This window comes from Buttiauxella sp. B2 (assembly GCF_006376615.1).
GTDB lineage: Bacteria > Pseudomonadota > Gammaproteobacteria > Enterobacterales > Enterobacteriaceae > Buttiauxella.
This window is the reverse complement of record NZ_VEXQ01000007.1, coordinates 100,672-123,662: the sequence shown is the minus strand read 5'-3', so window position 1 is coordinate 123,662 and position 22,991 is coordinate 100,672. Positions and strand designations below refer to the sequence as shown.

The following is a 22,991-nucleotide window of genomic DNA, read 5'->3' as shown; positions in this document are numbered from 1 at the left end:
ACATGGACGCATTTATTTTATTAGCAACACTTGCGGTGTTGCTCGCGGTGGGCATGCCTGTGGCTTTTGCCGTTGGGCTTAGCGCAATTGTGGGCGCGCTATGGATAGATTTGCCGCTGGAAGCGATCATGATTCAAATTACCAGTGGGGTGAACAAATTCACCTTGCTGGCGATTCCATTCTTCATCCTGGCTGGGGCCATCATGGCGGAAGGCGGTATCGCCCGTCGCCTGGTTAATTTTGCCTATATCTTTGTCGGGTTTATTCGCGGCGGCTTGTCGCTGGTCAATATTGTGGCGTCCACGTTCTTCGGTGCGATTTCAGGATCGTCGGTCGCGGATACGGCATCAATCGGTAGCGTGATGATCCCCGAAATGGAGAAAAAGGGCTATCCACGTGAGTACGCAGCGGCGGTTACAGCCAGTGGATCTGTGCAGGCGATTTTGATCCCACCAAGCCATAACTCAGTGATTTACTCGTTAGCGGCAGGCGGCAGCGTTTCTATCGCAACACTGTTTATTGCCGGAGTATTGCCCGGTCTTTTGCTGGGCTTCAGTTTGATGGTGATGTGTCTGGCATTTGCTCATAAACGTGGCTATCCGAAAGGAGAACGCATTCCCTTCAAACAAGCGGTCAAAATTTTCTTCGATGCGCTTTGGGGTTTAATGACGGTGGTTATTATTCTCGGTGGGATTCTTACCGGCGTGTTTACCGCGACGGAATCTGCGGCCGTGGCTTGCGTTTGGGCGTTCTTCGTCACCATGTTTATCTACCGTGACTACAAGTGGAATGAATTGCCGAAGCTGATGTTCCGCACTGTAAAAACTGTTTCTATCGTAATGATTTTAATTGGTTTTGCGGCGGCGTTTGGCGCAGTAATGACATACATGCAATTGCCGTCGCGTATCACCGAGTTCTTCACTTCGCTGTCAGACAACAAGTACGTGATCCTGATGTACCTGAACGTTATGTTACTGCTGATTGGCACTCTGATGGACATGGCACCGATCATTTTGATCCTGACGCCGGTACTGCTGCCGGTGACCAATTCGCTGGGCATCGATCCGGTTCATTTCGGCATGATCATGATGGTGAACCTCGGTATTGGTTTGATTACCCCTCCGGTAGGTTCGGTGCTGTTTGTCGCCAGTGCAGTCAGTAAGCAGAAAATCGAAGTGGTGGTTCGCGCTATGCTACCGTTCTACGCCATGTTGCTGGTGGTGCTGGCAATGGTGACCTACATTCCGGCCGTTTCGCTGTGGCTGCCACATATTCTGGGTATGACGAGTTAATCCGTTTGACCCATCCTTGCCGAAAAGTAAGGATGGGCAGAGTAAATATTTATTCTCTTTTCAGCAATCGCAAAGCATTTGCCGTGACCAATGCTGTCGCGCCAGAATCGGCTAATACCGCAAGCCACAAACCGGTGATACCAAGCAACGTAGTTATTAGAAATATCCCCTTCAAACCTAATGCGATAGTAATGTTCTGGCGAATATTATTATGCGTGGCGCGCGCCAGGCCTATCATGCTGGCAAGTTCTGTCAGGCGGTTGTGCGTCAGCGCGGCATCTGCGGTTTCGAGCGCGACATCAGTGCCACTTCCCATGGCGATACCGATAGTTGCTGCTTTCATCGCTGGTGCATCGTTGATGCCATCACCCACCATCGCAAGTGGAGCGCCAGCGTTGAGTTCGTTCACAGCGTTAACTTTGTCGCCAGGAAGCAAGCTGGCTCGATAATCCATTCCCAATTCTTGGGCGATAGCCGCCGCCGCCCGTGGGTTGTCGCCAGTTAACATCACGCTTTGAACACCGATATTTTTCAGTGCCACAACCGCCATTTTTGCATCGCTGCGCAAGGTATCTCGCAGAGCAATAACGCCGAGCAACTGACCTTGCAGCACAACCGCAATGACTGTTTGGCCTTCGGCTTCTAGCTTGGTGATACGCTGCTGCCAGGTTGCATCCAGTACGTTATCCGCAAGTTTGCCAGGCGCGCTCAATAGCAGCGTTTCGTCGTTTATTGTCGCTTCCACTCCGATACCTGCCAGTGCCCGATGTGCGCTGGTGGTGGGTAATGTCAGTTCTCGGGTCTGAGCTTCACGTACAATTGCTTGTGCTAGTGGGTGTGAAGAGCCTATTTCAGCGGCTGCGGCCAGTGCCAGCAGTGCATTTTCATTAAGCTCATTATTGAATTCAATGGCCGTAACCTGCGGTTTGCCTGCGGTTAATGTGCCGGTTTTATCAAAAGCGATGTGCTGAATTTTTCCAAGGCGTTCGAGTGCTGCGCCACCTTTAATCAAAGCGCCACGTCGCGCCGCCGCAGCAAGCCCCGATGTAATTGCCGCTGGGGTAGAAATCACCAGTGCACACGGACAACCAATCAGTAATAGCGCCAATCCTTTATAAATCCATTCGCTCCAGCTTTGCCCGAATAAAAGCGGAGGAACAACCGCCGCGAGCAGTGCAATGGCCATAATAATCGGCGTATAAATCTGGCTGAAACGGTCGATAAAGCGTTCAATCGGTGCACGGCGTTCATCTGCTTCTTCGATTAAACGCAGAATGCGGTCTATAGCGCTGTCGCCGGGTTCTGAAATCACCTCAAGCTGGACCAGTCTGTCGACGCTGGTACTTCCCGCCGGAACTTTTTCATCCTGCTGGCGTTCGACCGGAATGGACTCGCCGGTTAATGCACTTTCATCGAAGCTGGCGAAAGGCGTTAACAATCGGCCATCTGCGGGTAAACGCCCACCGGCAGCGACTTCTATAACGTCGCCTGGGCGTAAGTCAGAAAGGGCGATGGATTCGCGTTCGCCATTACGAATGCGTGTAGCAACTTCAGGTTTCAGTGCCATCAATGCACTTACGCTGCGGCGGGCACGATTAGCTGCGTAAGATTCTAGCCGCTCGCCAATTAAGAACAGCAACAGCACCATCGCGGCTTCGGCTGTTGCACCGATAAACAGTGCGCCAATTGCCGCCACGCTCATCAACGTTTCGATGGCAAACCAGTTACCGCTGCGCATCAAACGAACGGCCTGACGGGCTATGGGCCACAGGCCAACCAGCGTGGTGGCGATAAACGCCAAGTTGCCAAATGGATGGTTAAATTGCTCAAGACCCCAGCTCAGGGCCATCATTATTATCAGTAAAATGAGCGGTAAGTTTTCACTTAGGCTGGAAGTTTTTGGGGCCGGAGCCGTACTGCTTCTCAGATTATATCCGGCAGCTTTAACGGCTTTTTCAACGTCCAGGCGAATATCGTTACTGGCAGTGACCAGAAGTTTTTGTGTGGTGAACAGCACCTGAACACGTTGCACATCAGCAACTTGTTTCACTGCATTTTCGACTTTGCGTGCGCAGGCTGCGCAATCCATACCGTCTATCAGCCAGCTATAGCGCTCACCGGTATCCGGAATGCTTTCAGTTTCAGGCGTTAAAACGTCATCACGACAACAATCATTACTGCGACAGGAGCCAGCCTTGGCTGGCAACGGGCTTAGTTTGGCTTTAGCAAACTGAGGTGATTTTGGGGAGTTGAGCATGCGCCCTCCGGGGTAATGATAATGTTCTCATTGCCCATGTTACTCTCTGGAGTTGACTCCAGAGTCAAGAGGGAAGTTGGGTGGGCGGTAAATACCGCCCGGACGGTCAGATATACAGCGCTCGGACAATCATAAAGTGCCCGGCAAAATAGCAGGCTGCGGCGATGGCGCTGTCACCCGTAAAGCGACGGCGGTAATGGCTTCCTAACCAGACAATATTGCCTAAAAGCAGCAGCATTGCGCCGATAAAGGCCGAGAAACTTGGACGCGTCGGCAGGAAGAAATAAAGCTCACCGGCAAGCCATACCATCACCAGCGTAATGCCGATAAAGGTCAGAATCGGCCAGCGGAAAGTTTCGAGGCGCGTCCAAATTACGGCTGTCAGTAATGCGCCAACAACCAACAGAATTAGCGGCAATGGCCAGAAGAAACTAAATGTCATCTGGCTGGCAAAATAGAGGGTGTAGAGCAAATGCGACAGGAAAAATGCACCGATGGCGTACAGCATGCGCTGGGTTGGAAGCAGGGTTAGTGCATCACCGAGTAGTGTTGCCAGCAGGCCTGCGACAATCAAATAGCCAGTCGCGTTAAACATGGGCGCCTGCCAGGCCAGTAGTAATAAAAGCAGAAGTGTGACGGGTTTGAAGACCCAGCGTTGCCAGGTTGGCCCACGATAAGAGGCGTCAACGTAGAGCCATCCGGAAAAGAATACGGCGATAAATGACCAAAGCATGGCGTGTCCCTTTTCTATTAGTTAATCTGCTGCAGACTCCAGAAATACGGAGCCTCGTTTCAGTCTAGTGGTCAACAGAGTCTGATGACAACGTCCTGAACGGCAGGGTATTCTTAAAAGTGCCTGACAAATCGAGATAAATCCATGAGTAAAATGCCACTTTTCTTCATTGCCATCGTTGCGATAATCGTCGTGGCAGCGTCGTTTCGCTTTGTTCAGCAACGTCGTCAGAATGCGGAAAATGATGCGGCACCAGTGATGCAACGAAACGTGCTGGTGGCGACAAAACGTGAAACGCCAACCAACGATCGTCGGTCACGGCAACGGCAGGTGACACCCGTCGAAGATACGATGCGTTATGAGATTTGGTTTCGGCCACAAAGTGGTGGGCTGGAGCTGAAAATGCGGGTAACGGCGCAGCAATATCACTCAATGACCGTTGGGGATAAAGGGATGTTGCAGTACAAGGGGACGCGCTTTGTCGGCTTCATCCCCGAGTGATTTTATTTGCCCTGACGCAGTTTTTTCTGCCAGACCAATAGTTCAAACACCCCAAAGATAAAAATCTTAATTTGCTGAGAACGGCTCAACGGTGGGCTATCTTTCGGTTGGGTCGATTTCAGCAATGCTAACTGCATTCCGTGCATCAACACGGTGAAAATCAGCGCCACGTTAATGAAGATATTCAGCGGGCGCGGGAACGGCTGGAAAATATTCAGTAACAAAAATGCCCACACGCCGAGCATCAGCAAACGGCCTATATTAATCAGCATTGTGTAGCTCCTTAAATTCACGGCTAAATAAACGGTAAGCGGCCTGGCCTGCGACTTTTTCACGATGCAGTGACCAGCTTGCCGGTACCGCAGGCATTCCATTTTCAACTTCGCTTTCGACGTAAATCAGTGCTTCATCTGCCAGCCAACCGTTGCGTTCCAGCAGTGCTAATGTTTCGTCCAGCAACCCTTTGCGGAATGGCGGGTCAACAAACACGATGGTGTGCGGCGCGCCGGGTTGTGCCAAAAAATTCAGCGTGTTGGCGTTCACCACTTTTGCATTAGTTGCTTTCAGGGTGACGAGATTTTTTTGCAACTGCTGCGAGACGTTGCGATCCATCTCCAACAATGTGGCGCTGGCTGCATAACGCGATAAGGCTTCGAGCCCCAGGGCACCGCTTCCTGCAAAGCAATCCAGCACAGTTGCATTAACCATTGACGGGGCCAGCCAGTTAAACAGAGTTTCACGAACTCTGTCTGTGGTAGGACGCAGACCCGGGCTGTCAGGAACGGGTAGTTTACGGCCGCGCCATTGGCCACCAATAATACGGATCTGGCCGGTGCCAGTAGATTGCGGTTTTTTCATGAGACTCACTGCGATGCAATTTCTTGCCGCCTAGTGTAACGGTGTGTGTAAAGCGGGGAAAGTGATAGACTAACGTATTCATTCGATAATTATTTTCAGTGCCCGTGGCAAGCTCAATCGGGCCTGTGCCATGAATTAACAGCGAGGGGTGTGTTCGCAAATGGCGAAAGAGAAAAAACGTGGCTTTTTTTCATGGTTAGGCTTTGGCCAGAAAGAACAGGCTTCTGAACAAGAATCAGAACAAAAACCAGCAGAAGAACAACCGGTTGTGGAAGAAGTTGTTGAGCAAACTATTGACGTTCAACAACCGGAGACAACGGAAGAAACTGTAGAGCCAGAAGCTGAACCTGTTGCGCTTGAAAAGCGTGATGAACCTGAAGTTTTCGCAGACGACATCGTGGAAGTGAGTGAAAAACTCGCTGAAAGCGAAGTGGTGGCTGAGCCAGAAATTATTCCAGAGCCGGAGCCTGAGCCAGAAGTCACTGCGCAAGTTGCCGTTGAACATGAAGAATTGTCTGTTCCTGAAGATATCATTCCAGACGATGTACAGGTACAGCAGCCAGAAGAATGGCAGCCAGAACAAGAACCTGTTGTCGCCGAAATTGAGACTGAAACGGTCATTGAACCCGAAGAAGTCGCTGTTGTTCCGGTTGAAGAAATTGTAGTTGAAGACGTAATTGTTGAAGACGTTGCTGTCGAAGAAGTGATTGCTGAAGACGTACCTGTTGCAGCCGCTGTCGTTGAAGAAACGCACGAAGAGCTGGAACCTGAAGAAGCCGTCGAAGAATCTCGAGCCGAAGAAACTCAGCAAGAACAGGAGAGACCAACCAAAGAAGGTTTCTTTGCGCGTCTTAAACGCAGCTTAATTAAGACTAAACAAAACCTCGGTTCCGGATTTATCAGTCTTTTCCGTGGCAAGAAAATCGACGATGATCTCTTTGAAGAGCTGGAAGAGCAGCTGCTTATCGCGGATGTTGGTGTTGAAACAACGCGTAAAATCATCACTAATCTGACAGAAGGCGCGAGCCGTAAAGAGTTACGTGACGCGGAAGCGTTGTACGGTCTGCTGAAAGAAGATATGGGCGAAATTCTGGCTAAAGTAGATGAGCCACTGAAAGTTGAAGGCAAAACACCGTTCGTCATCTTGATGGTTGGCGTTAATGGCGTGGGTAAAACCACCACCATTGGCAAGCTGGCTCGCCAGTTCCAGCAAGAAGGTAAATCTGTGATGCTGGCCGCGGGCGATACGTTCCGTGCCGCAGCGGTAGAACAATTGCAGGTATGGGGGCAGCGCAACAATATTCCTGTTGTGGCTCAGCATACTGGTGCTGATTCTGCATCGGTGATTTTCGATGCTATTCAGGCGGCAAAAGCGCGCAATGTCGACGTTCTTTTGGCTGATACCGCTGGGCGTTTGCAGAACAAAGCGCACCTGATGGAAGAGTTGAAGAAAATCGTCCGTGTCATGAAAAAATTGGACGAGGATGCGCCGCATGAGATTATGCTCATTCTTGATGCCAGCACCGGGCAGAATGCGATTAGTCAGGCTAAATTGTTCCATGAAGCCGTTGGATTGACAGGCATTACGCTAACCAAACTGGATGGTACAGCCAAAGGCGGCGTGATTTTCTCCGTTGCCGATCAGTTTGGTATTCCGATCCGTTACATTGGTGTCGGCGAGCGTATTGAGGACTTGCGTCCGTTTAATGCGGGCGATTTTATTGAGGCACTTTTTGCCCGAGAGGATTAACCATGATTCGCTTTGAACACGTTAGTAAGGCCTATCTCGGTGGGAGACAAGCGTTGCAGGGAGTCACCTTCCACATGCAACCTGGCGAGATGGCTTTTCTGACCGGCCACTCTGGCGCGGGGAAAAGTACCCTGCTCAAGCTTATCTGCGGTATTGAACGGCCAAGTGCCGGGAAGATAGCTTTTGGCGGCCATGATATTAGCCGCCTCAAGAGCCGCGAAGTGCCGTTCTTGCGCCGCCAGATTGGAATGATCTTTCAGGATCACCATTTGTTGATGGACAGAACCGTGTACGACAACGTGGCAATCCCGCTGATCATTGCGGGTGCCAGCGGTGAAGATATTCGCCGCCGTGTGTCAGCAGCACTGGATAAAGTAGGCCTGCTTGATAAAGCGAAGAATCTTCCGATTCAACTCTCCGGCGGCGAGCAGCAACGTGTAGGTATTGCCCGTGCGGTGGTGAACAAACCTGCTGTACTATTGGCGGATGAACCAACCGGTAACCTTGATGATGCGCTCTCGGAAGGGATTTTACGTCTGTTTGAGGAATTTAACCGCGTTGGTGTAACCGTTCTGATGGCGACGCATGACATTGGGCTGATATCTCGCCGTAATTACCGCATGTTGACGTTAAGTGACGGCCATTTGCATGGAGGCCTTGCAGGTGAATAAACGCAGCGCGCTCAATCAAATAAAGCGTTTTAGCAATAAGCTGGATAAAATCAACTCGCTGAATAAGTTAGGAGATTTAGGCCGCTCGGTGAAAAAACGCAGCAAAGGGCCTCAATCAAAAAGCAAATCTCTTAAAGGCGGCGTGAATGAGCAGTTCCGCTATGCCTGGCAGGGCGCTTTACAAGACTTACGCAGCAAACCTTTAGCCACGTTTCTGACGGTGATGGTTATCGCCATTTCACTGACGCTGCCAAGCGTGTGCTACATGGTTTACAAGAACGTGAACCAGGCTGCCACACAGTATTATCCGTCTCCGCAAATCACCGTTTACCTCGATAAAGCGCTCGATGATAATGCCGCGCAGCAAGTGGTGGGCGCGATTCAGGCTGAAGAGGGTGTCGATAAAGTTAATTATCTTTCGCGTGACGAAGCGCTGGGCGAGTTCCGTAACTGGTCTGGTTTTGGTGGCGCACTAGATATGCTGGAAGAAAACCCGCTGCCTGCGGTTGCTGTGGTTAACCCGAAGCTCGACTTCCAAACTACAGATCATCTGAACACGTTGCGTGATCGCGTGGCGCGTATTCATGGTGTCGATGAAGTGCGCATGGACGACAGTTGGTTTGCGCGTCTTGCTTCGCTGACAGGTCTTGTGGGCCGTGTTGCCGCGATGATTGGCGTACTGATGGTTGCGGCGGTGTTTCTGGTGATTGGGAACAGTGTGCGTTTGAGCATCTTTGCCCGCCGCGACACCATCAACGTGCAAAAGCTGATTGGCGCCACAGATGGATTCATCCTGCGCCCGTTCTTATATGGTGGCGCATTGTTAGGTTTTAGCGGTGCGTTCTTGTCGCTGATCCTGACTGAAATCCTGGTTTGGCGCTTGTCGTCAGCGGTAACCGAAGTCGCGCAAGTGTTCGGCACTAAGTTCGATCTTACCGGCTTAGGATTCGACGAATGCCTGCTGTTGCTGCTGGTTGCATCTATGAGCGGCTGGCTGGCTGCATGGATCGCAACGGTACAACATTTACGTCGTTTTACCCCAGAGTAAAAATTTTTTGATATACTTGTTCCCTGCTACGAAGTACCCGTTAGCAGGGGACATGCTCCCACCTCGGTTAGTGTTTCTCCTGCCCAGTTTCATAGCTCTGTCACATTTTGTGTGTAATATATGCACAGCTTTACAGTGAACTTGTGGATAACATCACTGTCTGAGTTTACTGTGAATGGTACGGTTTGGCGCTTGACGTGAAGTCAGGTGCAGCATGTTGTAGCAACCTGTACGTTAGCTTCTAAGAGAGGGTTTGAATGACCAAAGAAATGCAAAATTTAGCTTTAGCCCCTGTTGGTAACCTGGAATCTTATATCCGGGCCGCTAACTCTTGGCCGATGTTGACGGCTGAGGAAGAGAAGGAGCTGGCTGAAAAGCTGCATTACCAGGGCGATCTGGAAGCAGCGAAAAGGCTGATCCTGTCACACCTGCGCTTTGTTGTTCATATCGCTCGTAATTACTCGGGCTATGGCTTGCCGCAGGCTGACTTGATTCAGGAAGGTAACATTGGCCTGATGAAGGCTGTGCGCCGCTTTAACCCGGAAGTGGGTGTCCGTCTGGTGTCGTTCGCCGTGCACTGGATTAAAGCTGAAATTCACGAATACGTTCTGCGTAACTGGCGTATTGTGAAAGTGGCAACCACTAAAGCACAACGTAAGTTGTTCTTTAACCTGCGCAAAACCAAACAGCGTCTGGGTTGGTTCAATCAAGACGAAGTTGAAATGGTTGCCAACGAGCTGGGTGTTTCCAGCAAAGATGTCCGTGAGATGGAATCTCGCATGGCAGCGCAGGACATGACGTTTGACATGGGTAACGACGACGATTCAGACAGCGCGCCAATGGCTCCTGTGCTGTTCTTGCAGGATAAGTCTTCTAACTTTGCCGATGGCATTGAAGACGATAACTGGGAATCGCACGCGGCTGATAAACTCAGCGACGCTATGTTGGGTCTGGATGAGCGTAGCCAGGATATTATCCGCGCACGCTGGCTTGACGAAGACAACAAGAGCACGTTGCAAGAGTTGGCCGATCGTTACGGCGTTTCCGCTGAGCGTGTGCGCCAGCTTGAAAAGAACGCGATGAAAAAACTGCGCATGGCAATCGAAGCGTAAGTTATTCAGTTAGAAAAAAACCGCCTTTCGGGGCGGTTTTTTTATGCCTGTTACTTTCCTGTTCATCTTGTGAAAAAATTGTTATTCCAAAAACCGCAAATTCGGGTATGTTTTTAACTCTGGATGCGGTGAAGGCACACGCGGTATTCGTAAATCAAAAATAAAATCGTGCCGAAACAACACAACAAATACCAATCACAACAAGAATGGGGATTCTCAGGATGAAAATGAAGGGCAAAGCATTATTGGCTGGTTGTATTGCACTTGCGATGAGCAACGCAGCATTTGCTAAGGATATCAAAGTAGCGGTAGTTGGGGCGATGTCTGGCCCGGTTGCACAATATGGCGACCAGGAATTTACCGGTGCAGAGCAAGCGGTAGCCGATATTAACGCCAAAGGTGGTATTAATGGCGATAAGCTGGTTATTACCAAATACGACGATGCTTGTGACCCGAAGCAAGCGGTAGCGGTCGCCAACAAAGTGGTTAACGACGGTATTAAATACGTCATCGGCCACCTGTGTTCTTCTTCCACTCAACCTGCGTCTGATATCTACGAAGACGAAGGTATTCTGATGATTACGCCTGCGGCAACGGCTCCTGAGCTGACAGCACGTGGCTACAAACTGACAATGCGTACTACCGGTCTGGACTCCGATCAAGGCCCGACGGCTGCGAAATACATCCTTGATCATGTGAAACCGAAAAACATCGCGGTCATTCATGACAAACAGCAGTATGGCGAAGGTCTGGCGCGTTCGGTTCAGGACAACCTGAAAAAAGGCGGCGCTAATGTGGTGTTCTTTGACGGTATCACCGCAGGCGAGAAAGATTTCTCCACGCTGGTGGCGCGCCTGAAGAAAGAAAACATCGATTTTGTTTACTACGGTGGTTATCACCCAGAAATGGGTCAGATCCTGCGTCAGTCTCGTGCAGCAGGTCTGAAAACTCAGTTCATGGGGCCGGAAGGTGTGGCGAACGTTTCTCTGTCTAACATTGCTGGCGACTCTGCTGAAGGCCTGTTAGTCACTAAACCGAAGAACTACGACCAGATTCCTGCGAACAAACCTGTTGTAGATGCCATCAAAGCGAAGAAACAAGATCCAAGCGGCGCATTCGTATGGACAACATACGCAGCTCTGCAATCTTTAGCGGCGGGTCTGAAGCAGTCAGAAGATCCTGCGAAGATCGCGACTTACCTGAAAGGCAGCACAGTTGAAACCGTAATGGGGCCGTTGAGCTGGGATCAGAAAGGCGATCTGAAAGGTTTTGAGTTTGGTGTGTTTACCTGGCATGCTAACGGTACAGCGACCGACGCTAAGTAATTTTTCTAAATTCGTTCCCTCTCCAACAGGAGAGGGAACGAATGAATCACTTCTCCCAACCACCATCCTGAGCTTTAAAACCCAACGCCTGCATAAACGCGGTTATTACGCGATGGTCTTCCATGCCGACATCTGCCATCCACCATCCGGTGATGTCAGGGTTATCACGAATCACTTCTTCTACTAAATATTGCCCAACGCCACGACGACGGGTGATTTCGCGTACCCGTAGCGAATCCAATGCACCATGCGTATCGGCAAGCGTGACGCGCACCGCACCCAATAGCCTGTCGTTAAATTTTGCGGCGTAAATTCTGTGGGTATCGCTAAGGGTGAGCGAGGAGCTGGAATATTCCGGCCAGATCTTAGCAAGATCGATCTCATCCTGAGCACTACACTCAAACAGACGAATGATGGTGAGTTTCATAAGCGAGCTAACCAAAAAGCGGGAAAACATCGAGTGTAACCAATTTATTTGCGCCAGACGCTTTATCTTTTATCCACCATAAACCAGGTGATTAGTTTTTGTGGAAAACATATGCCAGTTCTATCAGCGTCAGATTGAAAGTTGTTCAGTATAAAACCCTAAAACCTAGTGATTTATTCCGTTCTTTGTATCGCTATTTTATGCTGAAAAAGCTGCTTTTTTTTGTTTAACTATAAGCAAATACAGAATAATATCTTTGCTTAATAGCCTGAAAAATAGAGAGTTTAGCCGTAAAAATTGTAAATTTTAGCGCTAAACCCTTAAAGACAATCATAAAAATGGTTAAAGGTTAAAAAATGTGCAGCATGTTTTTTAACCATAATAAAACCACATAATCACGAGAAATGGGGATTCAACGAATGAAAGTAAACGCGAAGACATTACTCGCTGGGATTATTGCGCTGGCGGTGTCTCACGCGGCAACTGCAGCGGATATCAAAGTTGCGGTTGTTGGTGCCATGTCAGGCCCGGTTGCGCAGTGGGGCGACATGGAATTTAACGGTGCTCGCCAGGCAATCAAAGACATCAACGCCAAAGGTGGCATCAAAGGCGACAAACTTGTTGCGGTTGAATACGACGATGCTTGCGATCCAAAACAAGCTGTAGCGGTTGCCAACAAAATCGTTAACGACGGTGTGCGCTATGTCATCGGCCACCTGTGCTCTTCTTCTACTCAGCCAGCGTCTGATATCTATGAAGACGAAGGCATTCTGATGATAACCCCTGGTGCTACTAACCCAGAGCTGACAAACCGCGGCTACAAGATGATTATGCGTACCGCTGGTCTGGATTCTTCCCAGGGTCCAACGGCGTCTAAGTACATTCTTGAAACCGTTAAGCCTCAACGTATCGCTATCATTCATGACAAACAGCAATACGGTGAAGGTCTGGCGCGTTCTGTACAAGACGGTCTGAAAAAAGCGGGCGCAAACATCGTCTTCTTCGACGGCATCACCGCAGGCGATAAAGACTTCTCCACGCTGGTTGCACGTCTGCAGAAAGAAAATATCGACTTCGTTTACTACGGTGGTTATTACCCAGAAATGGGCCAGATTCTGCGTCAGGCACGTGCTGTTGGCCTGAAAACTCAGTTCATGGGCCCAGAAGGTGTCGGTAACGCATCGCTGTCCAACATCGCGGGTGCTGCGGGCGAGGGTATGTTAGTGACTATGCCAAAACGCTATGACCAGGACCCAGCGAACAAAGCTGTCGTTGACGAACTGAAAGCTGAGAAGAAAGACCCAAGTGGCCCATATGTCTGGATCACTTACGCAGCCGTGCAATCTCTGGCAACCGCGCTTGAGCGTACTGGCAGCGCTGAACCTGCTGATTTAATCAAAGACTTGAAAGCAAACGGTGCGAAAACCGTGATTGGGCCGCTGAACTGGGATGAGAAAGGCGATCTGAAGGGATTTGAATTTGGTGTCTTCCAGTGGCATGCCGACGGTTCGTCCTCTGTGGCGAAATAAACAGACCGGCAATTCTGGGTCATCCTACTTCTCCGGCGGCTATGCGTCGGAGAAGGAATAAATAAGGTTATTGTATGTCCGAGCAGTTCCTCTACTTCCTGCAACAGATGTTTAACGGCGTCACGCTGGGCAGTACTTACGCGTTGATTGCCATCGGTTACACCATGGTTTATGGCATTATCGGCATGATCAACTTCGCCCATGGCGAGGTGTACATGATAGGCAGCTACGTCTCGTTTATGATCATCGCAGCACTGATGATGATGGGCATTGATGCGGGCTGGATGCTTGTCGGTGCGGGTTTCATTGGTGCGATTGTTATCGCCAGCGCCTATGGGTGGAGCATCGAACGCGTCGCTTATAAGCCGGTGCGTAACTCTAAGCGTCTGATTGCACTGATCTCTGCCATCGGTATGTCCATCTTCTTGCAAAACTACGTCAGTCTCACTGAAGGTTCGCGCGATATCGCGCTACCAAGCCTGTTTAACGGCCAATGGATTGTAGGGGCGAGCGATAACTTCACCGCAACTATCACCACCATGCAGCTCGTTATCTGGGTTGTGACTTTCCTTGCGATGCTGGCGTTGACGCTGTTTATCCGCTATTCCCGCATGGGCCGTGCCTGCCGTGCGTGTGCAGAAGATTTGAAAATGGCGAGCCTACTCGGTATTAACACAGACCGTGTTATCTCTCTGACGTTCGTGATTGGCGCGGCAATGGCAGCGGTTGCTGGTGTATTGCTTGGCCAATTCTACGGTGTAATCAACCCATACATCGGCTTTATGGCTGGGATGAAAGCCTTCACCGCAGCGGTTCTTGGCGGTATCGGTAGTATTCCTGGTGCAATGATTGGTGGTTTGATTTTAGGTGTGGCAGAAGCGCTGACGTCGGCGTATCTGAGCACTGAATATAAAGATGTTGTCTCCTTTGCGCTGCTCATCGTGGTTCTGCTGGTTATGCCAACGGGTATCCTGGGCCGTCCGGAGGTAGAAAAAGTATGAAACCGATGCATGTTGTTTTTGCAGCACTTTCGGCGGTCATGTTCTTCGTTCTGGCGGGTGTGTTCATGGGTGTGCAGCTCAGCCTCGATGGAACGAAACTTGTGGTACACAGCGCTGAAACAGTGCGCTGGGAATGGGTTCTGATTGGTACGGCGATTGTTTTTGTCTTCCAGTTATTGCGTCCTGTATTCCAGAAAGGCATGAAAAAAGTCTCCGGGCCGAAGTTTGTTCTGCCCGCGCTCGACGGTTCCACGCCAAAACAAAAACTGTTCCTGCTGGCATTGCTGGTGCTTGCCGTTGCGTGGCCGTTCGTGGTTTCACGCGGCACGGTGGATATCGCCACGCTGACGATGATCTACATTATTCTCGGTCTCGGTTTGAACGTGGTCGTTGGTTTGTCTGGCTTGTTGGTTCTGGGCTATGGTGGTTTTTATGCCATCGGCGCTTACACCTTTGCGTTGCTGAACCACTATTACGGTCTCGGATTCTGGACTTGCTTGCCAATCGCAGGTTTGGTTTCTGCGGCAGCAGGCTTCCTGCTGGGCTTCCCGGTGCTGCGGCTGCGAGGTGACTACCTCGCGATTGTGACGCTGGGCTTCGGTGAAATCGTCCGTATTTTGCTGCTCAATAACACCGAAATAACTGGCGGACCGAACGGCATCAGCCAGATCCCAAAACCCACGCTGTTCGGTCTGGAATTCAGCCGTAGTGCGCGTGAAGGCGGTTGGGATACCTTCAGCAACTTCTTTAACGTCGCCTACAATCCCGGCGACAGGGTTATCTTCCTGTACCTTGTTGCGCTGTTGCTGGTTGTGTTTTCGCTGTTTGTGATTAACCGACTGCTGCGTATGCCGCTGGGGCGTGCTTGGGAAGCATTGCGTGAAGATGAAATCGCCTGCCGCTCACTGGGTCTGAATCCAACTCGCATCAAACTGACCGCATTTACTATCAGCGCCGCGTTCGCAGGTTTTGCCGGAACACTGTTTGCTGCGCGCCAGGGCTTTGTGAGTCCGGAATCATTCACCTTTGCCGAATCGGCATTCGTGCTGGCGATTGTGGTACTGGGCGGTATGGGTTCGCAATTTGCCGTTATCCTCGCCGCAGTTCTGCTGGTCGTGTCACGTGAACTGATGCGTGACCTGAACGAATACAGCATGTTGATGCTAGGCGGGTTGATGGTGCTGATGATGATTTGGCGTCCACAAGGTTTGCTGCCAATGACGCGCCCTCAATTGAAACTGAAGAAAGAGCAAGTAGAACAAGCCAAAGGAGAGCAGGCATGAGTCAGCCATTGTTATCCGTAAACGGCTTGATGATGCGTTTCGGTGGCCTTCTCGCTGTAAACAATGTTTCTCTGGAACTGCATCCACAAGAAATTGTTTCGTTAATCGGCCCAAACGGCGCGGGCAAAACCACAGTATTTAACTGCCTGACCGGTTTTTATAAACCAACGGGCGGCTCGATTATGTTGCGTGACCAGCACCTGGAAGGGCTACCGGGCCAACAAATTGCGCGTATGGGCGTGGTGCGCACTTTCCAGCACGTGCGCTTGTTCCGTGAAATGACCGTCATTGAAAATCTGTTGGTTGCCCAACATATGCAACTGAAAACCGGTGTGTTCTCAGGATTGCTGAAAACCCCAGCTTTTCGCCGGTCACAAAGCGAAGCGCTCGACCGGGCGGCTATCTGGCTTGATCGTATTGGGCTGCTTGAGCAGGCTAACCGTCAGGCGAGTAACCTGGCGTATGGCGATCAGCGTCGCCTTGAAATCGCGCGCTGCATGGTGACTCAGCCAGAAATCCTGATGCTGGATGAACCGGCCGCTGGCCTTAACCCGAAAGAAACGCATGAGCTTGATGAACTGATCATGGAGCTGCGTAACCATCACAACACCACCGTGCTGTTAATCGAGCATGATATGAAACTGGTGATGGGCATTTCTGACCGGATCTACGTTGTGAACCAGGGAACACCGTTAGCAAATGGTACGCCGGAGCAAATCCGCAATAACCCTGACGTAATCCGCGCCTATCTGGGAGAGGCATAAGATGGAAAATATCATGTTGTCCTTTGACCATGTGAGCGCGCATTACGGCAAAATACAGGCGCTTCACGAGGTCAGCTTGCACATCAAACAGGGTGAAATCGTTACTCTGATTGGTGCGAACGGTGCAGGTAAAACCACGCTGCTCGGCACATTGTGCGGTGATCCACGCGCTTCTAGCGGTAAGGTTACCTTTGATGGTAAAGACATTACTGACTGGCACACCGCGCGCATCATGCGTGAGGCAGTAGCGATTGTTCCAGAGGGACGCCGCGTATTTTCACGTATGACGGTGGAGGAAAACCTGGCGATGGGCGGTTTCTTCGCCGAGCGCGACCAGTTTCAAGAGCGCATCAAACGCGTTTACGAGTTGTTCCCGCGTCTGCATGAACGCCGTATTCAACGTGCAGGCACCATGTCCGGCGGTGAGCAGCAAATGCTGGCGATTGGTCGTGCGTTGATGAGCCAACCGCGCCTGCTGCTGCTGGACGAGCCATCGCTTGGCCTTGCGCCAATTATCATCCAGCAGATTTTCGATACCATCGAACAACTGCGCAGCGAAGGCATGACCATCTTCCTCGTCGAGCAAAACGCCAATCAGGCGCTGAAACTCGCTGACCGAGGCTACGTGTTGGAAAACGGCCACGTGGTACTGGAAGATACCGGTGATGCGCTATTAGCTAACGAAGCGGTACGTAGCGCCTATCTGGGCGGCTAATTTATTGCTTAATCATGAAGGAGCCTACGGGCTCCTTTTTTATGGCATTCTTCCGACTGTCTTCTTTCCTTCACCCCATCGTCATGATCCTGTCACCTCTCGGTTATTTTTCTGTCATACGCGCATGTCATGTTTTGATGCGAACAAAAACGCGTATTTTCGCGCAGCTTAAATGCCTCATAACTAGAGAGATAAGACATGACTGCATCGTTACGACATACAGCACTTTGCCTTGCGCTTGGATGCGTAGTTAGCAGCAACGCCATCGCCGCCACCTCTATTCCATTCTGGCATTCAATGGAAGGTGAACTGGGCAAAGAAGTCGATTCGCTGGCTCAACGATTTAACCAGACGCATCCTGACTACCAAATTGTTCCTGTTTATAAAGGCAACTACGAACAAAACCTGGCGGCAGGGATAGCCGCTTTCCGCTCGGGTAACGCGCCAGCTATTTTGCAGGTTTACGAAGTGGGCACCGCGACCATGATGGCTTCGAAAGCGATCAAACCGGTGTACGAAGTGTTCAGTGATGCGGGCATTAAGTTCGATGAATCTCAATTTGTGCCGACGGTTTCCGGCTATTACACCGATGCGAAAACCGGGCATCTGCTTTCACAACCGTTCAACAGCTCGACTCCGGTACTGTATTACAACAAAGACGCCTTCAAGAAAGCTGGGCTTGACCCCGAGCAACCACCAAAAACCTGGCAGGATCTGGCTGCATATACAGCCAAGCTCAAAGCTGCGGGCATGAAATGCGGTTACGCCAGCGGTTGGCAGGGTTGGATTCAAATCGAAAACTTCAGCGCCTGGAACGGTCTGCCAGTTGCAACGAAAAACAACGGCTTTGACGGTACTGACGCGGTTCTTGAATTCAATAAACCAGAGCAGGTCAAACATATTGCCTTGCTTGAAGAGCTGAACAAGAAAGGTGATTTCAGCTACTTTGGTCGCAAAGACGAATCGACCGAGAAGTTCTACAACGGTGATTGTGCGATTACCACCGCTTCTTCTGGCTCGCTGGCTGATATCCGCCACTACGCTAAATTCAACTACGGCGTGGGCATGATGCCTTATGACTCAACCATTCCAAATGCGCCGCAGAACGCCATTATCGGCGGAGCAAGTTTGTGGGTGATGCAGGGTAAAGATGCCGCGACGTACAAAGGTGTGGCTGAATTTATGCAGTTCCTCGCTCAGCCGGAAATCGCTGCCGAGTGGCACCAGAAAACCGGTTACTTGCCGATTACCAAAGCCGCTTACGACCTGACGCGTGAGCAAGGTTTCTACGAGAAGAATCCAGGTGCTGATATCGCTACGCGCCAGATGATGAACAAGCCGCCATTACCGTTCACCAAAGGTCTGCGTCTGGGCAATATGCCGCAGATTCGTACCATCGTGGATGAAGAACTGGAATCTGTGTGGACCGGTAAGAAAACCCCTCAGCAGGCATTAGATAGCGCCGTTGAGCGTGGCAATCAGTTGTTACGCCGTTTTGAGCAGTCGACCAAATCTTAAGCTTTGTTGGTGTCGGATGTCGCTAACGCTAATCCGACCTACGAAAGCCGTTGTAGGGTGGATTAGCGCATGCGACATCCACCATTAATCTCTATAAGAGCAACACTATGTCATCATCTCGTCCGGTGTTCCGTTCTGGCTGGTTGCCGTATGCACTAGTCCTGCCGCAACTGATTATCACCATTATCTTTTTCATTTGGCCTGCGGGTGAAGCGCTGTGGTACTCACTGCAAAACGTCGATCCTTTTGGGCTTTCGAGTACGTTTGTCGGGCTGGATAATTTCAAGCAGCTTTTCCACGACAGTTACTATCTCGACTCTTTTTATACCACGCTAATTTTCAGTGGATTAGTGGCGGGCAGTGGTTTGCTTGTCTCGCTTTTTTTCGCAGCCCTGACGGATTACGTCATTCGCGGCAGCCGTTTATATCAAACACTCATGTTGCTGCCCTATGCCGTGGCACCCGCGATTGCTGCCGTACTGTGGATTTTTTTGTTTAACCCCGGACGCGGCCTGGTCACACATGTGCTCGAGCAGTTTGGTTATCACTGGAATCATGCGCAGAACAGCGGACAGGCGATGTTCCTGGTGGTGTTTGCTTCCGTTTGGAAGCAAATTAGCTACAACTTCCTGTTTTTCTTCGCAGCATTACAATCGATACCTCGCTCGCTGGTTGAGGCCGCTTCTATCGATGGAGCAGGCCCGATACGCCGCTTTTTCCGCTTATCGCTGCCCTTAATTGCCCCGGTGAGTTTCTTTTTGCTGGTGGTTAATTTGGTTTATGCCTTTTTCGATACTTTCCCGGTTATCGATGCGGCAACGGGCGGTGGACCTGTACAGGCAACCACCACGCTTATCTACAAAATTTATCGCGAAGGTTTTGCCGGTCTCGACCTTTCCGCATCTGCGGCACAGTCCGTAGTGCTGATGTTACTCGTGATAATCCTGACCGTGGTTCAGTTTCGTTTTGTGGAACGTAAGGTGCGCTACCAATGATTGAGAACCGCCGCGGGCTGACTATTTTCAGCCATACGATGCTCATCTTTGGCATCATCGTTATTTTATTCCCGCTGTATGTCGCGTTTGTCGCGGCGACGCTGGATAACGAAGCTGTCTTTCAAACGCCGATGACGCTGATTCCGGGCACTCATCTGCTGGAAAATATGACGTATATCTGGATGCATGGCGTGGGAGCAAACAGTGCGCCATTCGGTCTGATGCTGCTCAACAGTTTTGTGATGGCGCTGGTGATAACCATTGGCAAAATTACCGTCTCCATGCTGTCTGCATTTGCCATAGTTTGGTTTCGTTTTCCACTGCGTAACCTATTCTTCTGGATGATTTTCATCACCCTGATGTTGCCAGTTGAAGTGCGTATTTTTCCAACGGTTGAGGTTATCGCTAATCTCAAAATGCTCGACAGCTACACCGGTTTAACGTTGCCGTTAATGGCTTCAGCAACCGCCACATTCTTATTCCGTCAGTTCTTTATGACGCTGCCGGATGAATTGATGGAGGCGGCACGTATCGACGGCGCATCGCCAATGCGTTTTTTCCGCGACATTGTGCTCCCTCTTTCAAAAACCAATCTCGCGGCGCTGTTCGTCATCACCTTTATCTACGGCTGGAACCAGTATTTGTGGCCGTTGCTGATTATCAGCGACGTTAACCTCGGCACTGCTGTGGCAGGTATCAAAGGCATGATGTCTTCTGGTGAAGGTAGCACTCAGTGGAACCAGGTTATGGCCGCAATGCTACTGACCCTGATCCCCCCGGTAATTATCGTTTTAGTAATGCAACGCGCGTTCGTGCGTGGCTTGGTTGATAGTGAGAAATAGGGATACAACCTTTCATGGCTGGACTGAAGTTACAGGCAGTAAGTAAGAGTTGGGACAACAAAACTCAAGTGATTCAGCCGCTGACGCTGGATGTGGCCGATGGCGAATTTATCGTAATGGTTGGCCCGTCGGGCTGCGGTAAATCCACGCTGCTGCGCATGGTTGCGGGGCTTGAACGTGTCACTAGCGGTGACATCTGGATTGACCGTCAGCGCGTCACAGAAATGGAACCAAAAGAGCGTGGAATTGCGATGGTGTTCCAGAACTACGCGCTTTATCCACATATGAGTGTGGAAGAAAACATGGCGTGGGGGCTGAAAATCCGCGGTATGGGTAAAGCGCATATTCAGCAGAAAGTGGTGGAGGCGGCCCGTATTCTGGAGCTTGATGGTTTGCTCAAACGCCGCCCACGCGAGCTTTCCGGTGGGCAGCGCCAGCGCGTAGCCATGGGCCGTGCTATCGTGCGCGATCCCGCCGTTTTCCTGTTCGATGAACCGCTATCAAACCTCGATGCCAAGCTGCGTGTGCAGATGCGCCTGGAGTTACAGCAGCTGCACCGTCGCCTGAAAACAACGAGCTTATATGTTACGCACGATCAGGTAGAAGCGATGACGCTGGCGCAGCGTGTCATGGTGATGAACAAAGGTGTCGCCGAGCAAATTGGTACGCCGGTTGAAGTCTACGAACGTCCGGCAAGCCGTTTTGTGGCAAGCTTTATTGGCTCGCCTGCTATGAACCTGCTGGAAGGTAAAATCAGTGCTGATGGCACGCGTTTCGAGCTTGCAGGCGGAATGGCACTACCATTGGGAAGCGCGCAAAATTTACATCGGGACCGAGCGGTGACGCTGGGTATCCGCCCAGAACATATTGCGTTAAGCTCACAAACCGCAGGCGGTGTGCCATTTATGGTAGACACGCTGGAGATGCTCGGCGCGGATAATCTGGTGCATGGGCGTTGGGGTGAGCAAAAAATGGTGGTGCGCCTGTCGTATCAGAAACGGCCTCAACCTGGTAGCACGCTGTGGTTGCATCTGCCTGAAAACCATCTGCATTTCTTTGATGAAGAAAATGGACAACGTTTATGAGCAACTGGCCTTATCCAAAAATTGCAGCCCATCGTGGCGGCGGGAAACTGGCACCGGAAAACACACTGGCAGCGATTGATGTCGGCGCACGCTACGGCCACACCATGATTGAGTTTGATGCCAAGCTTTCAAAAGACGGGAAAATTTTCCTGCTGCATGATGACACGCTTGAACGCACCAGCAATGGTTGGGGAGTCGCGGGTGATTTACCGTGGGATAAATTACGGAACGTTGATGCAGGAAGCTGGTTTAGCGGTGAGTTTAAAGGTGAGCCATTACCTTTGCTTTCGCAGGTTGCTGCACGTTGTAAACAACACGGCATGATGGCAAACATTGAAATTAAACCGACAACCGACACCGATACAGAAACCGGAAAAGTTGTCGCGCTGGCGGCGCAAGAGTTATGGCAGGGGCAAACCGCGCCATTGTTATCTTCGTTTTCCATCGAAGCACTGGAAGCTGCACAGCTTGCTGCTCCAGAATTGCCGCGTGGGTTGTTGCTGGATGAATGGCGTGATGACTGGCGTGAACTGACTACCCAGCTCGGCTGTGTTTCTATCCATTTAAATCATAAATTGCTGGATGAATCCCGCGTACGCGAGCTCAAAGCGGCGGGGTTACATATTCTGGTTTATACAGTGAATGTTCCCCAACGAGCAGCTACGCTGCTGCGCTGGGGCGTTGATACTATCTGCACAGACCGTATTGACCAGATTGGTGCTGACTTTATGGCCCAATAGTTTTCAGCGGAATACTCGGCTGCGGTGTCATCGAGTTACTCTGCGGATTAAGCATGCTGCCATTGGTTTTCGGTTGCAGCATGTGATCCTGGCCGCTGGATCCGCTACCGCTTAACATTCCACCTTGGGTATTGGGCAATACTTGCTGCGTCCCGACATCCAATTCATTTGGCAACGTCTTCTTTACTTTGAAGACATCTTGCTGCGAATTATTGTTTATCTGCGATTCCAGATGCTGCTGTTGTACACGCGTTTGCGTTTGTAACTGCTGATTCAACATCCCTTTTTGCTGCACCTGCTGCGTTTGCATCTGTTGCTGCATCCGTTGCTGGCTTGGGTTCTGGTAATCCGGTTTGTTTGGATTATTCAGGGTATTAATCGGCTGTGCCAAACTGGTCAATGGCAGTAGTACTGCCAGAAGTAATATTTTTTTCATCGTCACTTCCTCCATTTGGGCGATCTACTAAGTTTACTCGTTTTCCACCATCCCGATGGTTATTTAGGATTTTTAGACCAGGCTTATTGGGGGATTGCCCCTGATAAAC

At 50.6% G+C, this 22,991-nt stretch carries 23 protein-coding genes; 17 read left to right on the top strand and 6 right to left on the bottom strand.

Features of this window, described 5'->3' with window-relative positions:
• Window positions 1–2: 2 nt before the first annotated feature.
• Window positions 3–1,292, top strand: coding sequence for a TRAP transporter large permease (locus FH968_RS10570; protein ID WP_139879168.1), 1,290 nt, complete (start codon window positions 3–5; stop codon window positions 1,290–1,292).
• A 49-nt stretch (window positions 1,293–1,341) separates the two neighbouring features.
• Here the strand turns inward: FH968_RS10570 and zntA are convergent, their stop codons facing one another.
• Window positions 1,342–3,549: a Zn(II)/Cd(II)/Pb(II) translocating P-type ATPase ZntA gene (gene zntA, locus FH968_RS10565; protein WP_139879166.1), complete on the bottom strand. Its 2,208-nt coding sequence runs from the start codon at window positions 3,547–3,549 to the stop codon at window positions 1,342–1,344.
• Window positions 3,550–3,655: 106 nt separating this feature from the next.
• Complete coding sequence (locus FH968_RS10560; protein WP_139879164.1) at window positions 3,656–4,282, bottom strand: lysoplasmalogenase; 627 nt, start codon at window positions 4,280–4,282, stop codon at window positions 3,656–3,658.
• 144 nt (window positions 4,283–4,426) lie between these two features.
• Here FH968_RS10560 and FH968_RS10555 point away from each other — a divergent pair, with 144 nt between their 5' ends.
• The gene (locus tag FH968_RS10555) at window positions 4,427–4,783 is read left to right on the top strand and encodes a DUF2500 domain-containing protein (protein WP_139879161.1); all 357 of its coding nucleotides are present in this window, start codon (window positions 4,427–4,429) and stop codon (window positions 4,781–4,783) included.
• Between the two features lie 2 nt (window positions 4,784–4,785).
• On the opposite strand, the gene FH968_RS10550 is transcribed toward FH968_RS10555, so the two are convergent.
• Entirely contained in the window at window positions 4,786–5,055 is a 270-nt protein-coding gene (locus FH968_RS10550; protein WP_139879159.1) for a DUF1145 family protein, read from the bottom strand.
• Window positions 5,045–5,641, bottom strand: coding sequence for a 16S rRNA (guanine(966)-N(2))-methyltransferase (gene rsmD / locus FH968_RS10545; RefSeq protein WP_139879157.1), 597 nt, complete (start codon window positions 5,639–5,641; stop codon window positions 5,045–5,047). The genes FH968_RS10550 and rsmD overlap by 11 nt, the downstream gene beginning before the upstream one ends.
• Window positions 5,642–5,801: 160 nt before the next feature.
• Here rsmD and ftsY point away from each other — a divergent pair, with 160 nt between their 5' ends.
• From ftsY to FH968_RS10520, 5 genes are all read left to right on the top strand, one after another.
• Window positions 5,802–7,391 carry a signal recognition particle-docking protein FtsY gene (gene ftsY, locus FH968_RS10540; protein ID WP_139879155.1) on the top strand — a complete coding sequence of 530 codons (1,590 nt, stop codon included), beginning with the start codon at window positions 5,802–5,804 and terminating at the stop codon, window positions 7,389–7,391.
• 2 nt (window positions 7,392–7,393) lie between these two features.
• Window positions 7,394–8,062, top strand: coding sequence for a cell division ATP-binding protein FtsE (gene ftsE, locus FH968_RS10535; protein WP_139879153.1), 669 nt, complete (start codon window positions 7,394–7,396; stop codon window positions 8,060–8,062).
• Window positions 8,055–9,110, top strand: a complete 1,056-nt coding sequence (gene ftsX / locus FH968_RS10530; protein ID WP_139879151.1) for a permease-like cell division protein FtsX — start codon at window positions 8,055–8,057, stop codon at window positions 9,108–9,110. The genes ftsE and ftsX overlap by 8 nt, the downstream gene beginning before the upstream one ends.
• A 257-nt stretch (window positions 9,111–9,367) precedes the next feature.
• The gene (gene rpoH / locus FH968_RS10525) at window positions 9,368–10,222 is read left to right on the top strand and encodes an RNA polymerase sigma factor RpoH (RefSeq protein ID WP_034499532.1); all 855 of its coding nucleotides are present in this window, start codon (window positions 9,368–9,370) and stop codon (window positions 10,220–10,222) included.
• A gap of 221 nt (window positions 10,223–10,443) precedes the next feature.
• Entirely contained in the window at window positions 10,444–11,547 is a 1,104-nt protein-coding gene (locus FH968_RS10520) for a branched-chain amino acid ABC transporter substrate-binding protein (RefSeq protein ID WP_139879149.1), read from the top strand.
• Between the two features lie 46 nt (window positions 11,548–11,593).
• Here the strand turns inward: FH968_RS10520 and panM are convergent, their stop codons facing one another.
• On the bottom strand, window positions 11,594–11,974 hold the full coding sequence (gene panM, locus FH968_RS10515; RefSeq protein WP_139879147.1) for an aspartate 1-decarboxylase autocleavage activator PanM: 381 nt from the start codon (window positions 11,972–11,974) through the stop codon (window positions 11,594–11,596).
• A gap of 419 nt (window positions 11,975–12,393) precedes the next feature.
• Between panM and livK the strand changes: the two genes are divergently transcribed.
• From livK to ugpQ, 10 genes are all read left to right on the top strand, one after another.
• Window positions 12,394–13,503, top strand: a complete 1,110-nt coding sequence (gene livK, locus FH968_RS10510; RefSeq protein ID WP_139879144.1) for a high-affinity branched-chain amino acid ABC transporter substrate-binding protein LivK — start codon at window positions 12,394–12,396, stop codon at window positions 13,501–13,503.
• Between the two features lie 74 nt (window positions 13,504–13,577).
• Entirely contained in the window at window positions 13,578–14,504 is a 927-nt protein-coding gene (gene livH, locus FH968_RS10505; RefSeq protein ID WP_139879142.1) for a high-affinity branched-chain amino acid ABC transporter permease LivH, read from the top strand.
• Window positions 14,501–15,787, top strand: a complete 1,287-nt coding sequence (locus FH968_RS10500) for a high-affinity branched-chain amino acid ABC transporter permease LivM (protein WP_139879140.1) — start codon at window positions 14,501–14,503, stop codon at window positions 15,785–15,787. The genes livH and FH968_RS10500 overlap by 4 nt, the downstream gene beginning before the upstream one ends.
• The gene (livG, locus tag FH968_RS10495; protein ID WP_139879138.1) at window positions 15,784–16,551 is read left to right on the top strand and encodes a high-affinity branched-chain amino acid ABC transporter ATP-binding protein LivG; all 768 of its coding nucleotides are present in this window, start codon (window positions 15,784–15,786) and stop codon (window positions 16,549–16,551) included. Before FH968_RS10500 ends, livG begins: the two co-directional genes overlap by 4 nt.
• 1 nt (window position 16,552) lies before the next feature.
• Complete coding sequence (gene livF / locus FH968_RS10490; RefSeq protein WP_139879135.1) at window positions 16,553–17,266, top strand: high-affinity branched-chain amino acid ABC transporter ATP-binding protein LivF; 714 nt, start codon at window positions 16,553–16,555, stop codon at window positions 17,264–17,266.
• Window positions 17,267–17,464: 198 nt separating this feature from the next.
• Window positions 17,465–18,784: a sn-glycerol-3-phosphate ABC transporter substrate-binding protein UgpB gene (gene ugpB / locus FH968_RS10485; protein WP_139879133.1), complete on the top strand. Its 1,320-nt coding sequence runs from the start codon at window positions 17,465–17,467 to the stop codon at window positions 18,782–18,784.
• Window positions 18,785–18,891: 107 nt separating this feature from the next.
• A complete protein-coding gene (ugpA, locus tag FH968_RS10480) occupies window positions 18,892–19,779 on the top strand; it encodes a sn-glycerol-3-phosphate ABC transporter permease UgpA (protein WP_139879130.1) in 888 nt (295 codons plus the stop codon).
• Entirely contained in the window at window positions 19,776–20,621 is an 846-nt protein-coding gene (ugpE, locus tag FH968_RS10475) for a sn-glycerol-3-phosphate ABC transporter permease UgpE (protein ID WP_139879128.1), read from the top strand. The genes ugpA and ugpE overlap by 4 nt, the downstream gene beginning before the upstream one ends.
• Window positions 20,622–20,635: 14 nt before the next feature.
• The gene (locus FH968_RS10470) at window positions 20,636–21,706 is read left to right on the top strand and encodes a sn-glycerol-3-phosphate import ATP-binding protein UgpC (RefSeq protein ID WP_139879126.1); all 1,071 of its coding nucleotides are present in this window, start codon (window positions 20,636–20,638) and stop codon (window positions 21,704–21,706) included.
• Entirely contained in the window at window positions 21,703–22,446 is a 744-nt protein-coding gene (gene ugpQ / locus FH968_RS10465; RefSeq protein ID WP_139879124.1) for a glycerophosphodiester phosphodiesterase, read from the top strand. The genes FH968_RS10470 and ugpQ overlap by 4 nt, the downstream gene beginning before the upstream one ends.
• Here ugpQ and FH968_RS10460 read toward each other — a convergent pair.
• Complete coding sequence (locus tag FH968_RS10460; protein ID WP_139879121.1) at window positions 22,433–22,882, bottom strand: DUF2756 family protein; 450 nt, start codon at window positions 22,880–22,882, stop codon at window positions 22,433–22,435. The genes ugpQ and FH968_RS10460 overlap by 14 nt on opposite strands.
• Window positions 22,883–22,991: the final 109 nt, after the last annotated feature.

Bases quoted from the DNA above. Each gene is read 5' to 3' on its own strand.
- FH968_RS10570 (WP_139879168.1), top strand. From the start codon at position 3: ATGGACGCATTTATTTTATTAGCAACACTTGCGGTGTTGCTCGCGGTG.
- zntA (WP_139879166.1), bottom strand. From the start codon at position 3,549: ATGCTCAACTCCCCAAAATCACCTCAGTTTGCTAAAGCCAAACTAAGC.
- FH968_RS10560 (WP_139879164.1), bottom strand. From the start codon at position 4,282: ATGCTTTGGTCATTTATCGCCGTATTCTTTTCCGGATGGCTCTACGTT.
- FH968_RS10555 (WP_139879161.1), top strand. From the start codon at position 4,427: ATGAGTAAAATGCCACTTTTCTTCATTGCCATCGTTGCGATAATCGTC.
- FH968_RS10550 (WP_139879159.1), bottom strand. From the start codon at position 5,055: ATGCTGATTAATATAGGCCGTTTGCTGATGCTCGGCGTGTGGGCATTT.
- rsmD (WP_139879157.1), bottom strand. From the start codon at position 5,641: ATGAAAAAACCGCAATCTACTGGCACCGGCCAGATCCGTATTATTGGT.
- ftsY (WP_139879155.1), top strand. From the start codon at position 5,802: ATGGCGAAAGAGAAAAAACGTGGCTTTTTTTCATGGTTAGGCTTTGGC.
- ftsE (WP_139879153.1), top strand. From the start codon at position 7,394: ATGATTCGCTTTGAACACGTTAGTAAGGCCTATCTCGGTGGGAGACAA.
- rpoH (WP_034499532.1), top strand. From the start codon at position 9,368: ATGACCAAAGAAATGCAAAATTTAGCTTTAGCCCCTGTTGGTAACCTG.
- FH968_RS10520 (WP_139879149.1), top strand. From the start codon at position 10,444: ATGAAAATGAAGGGCAAAGCATTATTGGCTGGTTGTATTGCACTTGCG.
- panM (WP_139879147.1), bottom strand. From the start codon at position 11,974: ATGAAACTCACCATCATTCGTCTGTTTGAGTGTAGTGCTCAGGATGAG.
- livK (WP_139879144.1), top strand. From the start codon at position 12,394: ATGAAAGTAAACGCGAAGACATTACTCGCTGGGATTATTGCGCTGGCG.
- livH (WP_139879142.1), top strand. From the start codon at position 13,578: ATGTCCGAGCAGTTCCTCTACTTCCTGCAACAGATGTTTAACGGCGTC.
- FH968_RS10500 (WP_139879140.1), top strand. From the start codon at position 14,501: ATGAAACCGATGCATGTTGTTTTTGCAGCACTTTCGGCGGTCATGTTC.
- livG (WP_139879138.1), top strand. From the start codon at position 15,784: ATGAGTCAGCCATTGTTATCCGTAAACGGCTTGATGATGCGTTTCGGT.
- livF (WP_139879135.1), top strand. From the start codon at position 16,553: ATGGAAAATATCATGTTGTCCTTTGACCATGTGAGCGCGCATTACGGC.
- ugpB (WP_139879133.1), top strand. From the start codon at position 17,465: ATGACTGCATCGTTACGACATACAGCACTTTGCCTTGCGCTTGGATGC.
- ugpA (WP_139879130.1), top strand. From the start codon at position 18,892: ATGTCATCATCTCGTCCGGTGTTCCGTTCTGGCTGGTTGCCGTATGCA.
- ugpE (WP_139879128.1), top strand. From the start codon at position 19,776: ATGATTGAGAACCGCCGCGGGCTGACTATTTTCAGCCATACGATGCTC.
- FH968_RS10470 (WP_139879126.1), top strand. From the start codon at position 20,636: ATGGCTGGACTGAAGTTACAGGCAGTAAGTAAGAGTTGGGACAACAAA.
- ugpQ (WP_139879124.1), top strand. From the start codon at position 21,703: ATGAGCAACTGGCCTTATCCAAAAATTGCAGCCCATCGTGGCGGCGGG.
- FH968_RS10460 (WP_139879121.1), bottom strand. From the start codon at position 22,882: ATGAAAAAAATATTACTTCTGGCAGTACTACTGCCATTGACCAGTTTG.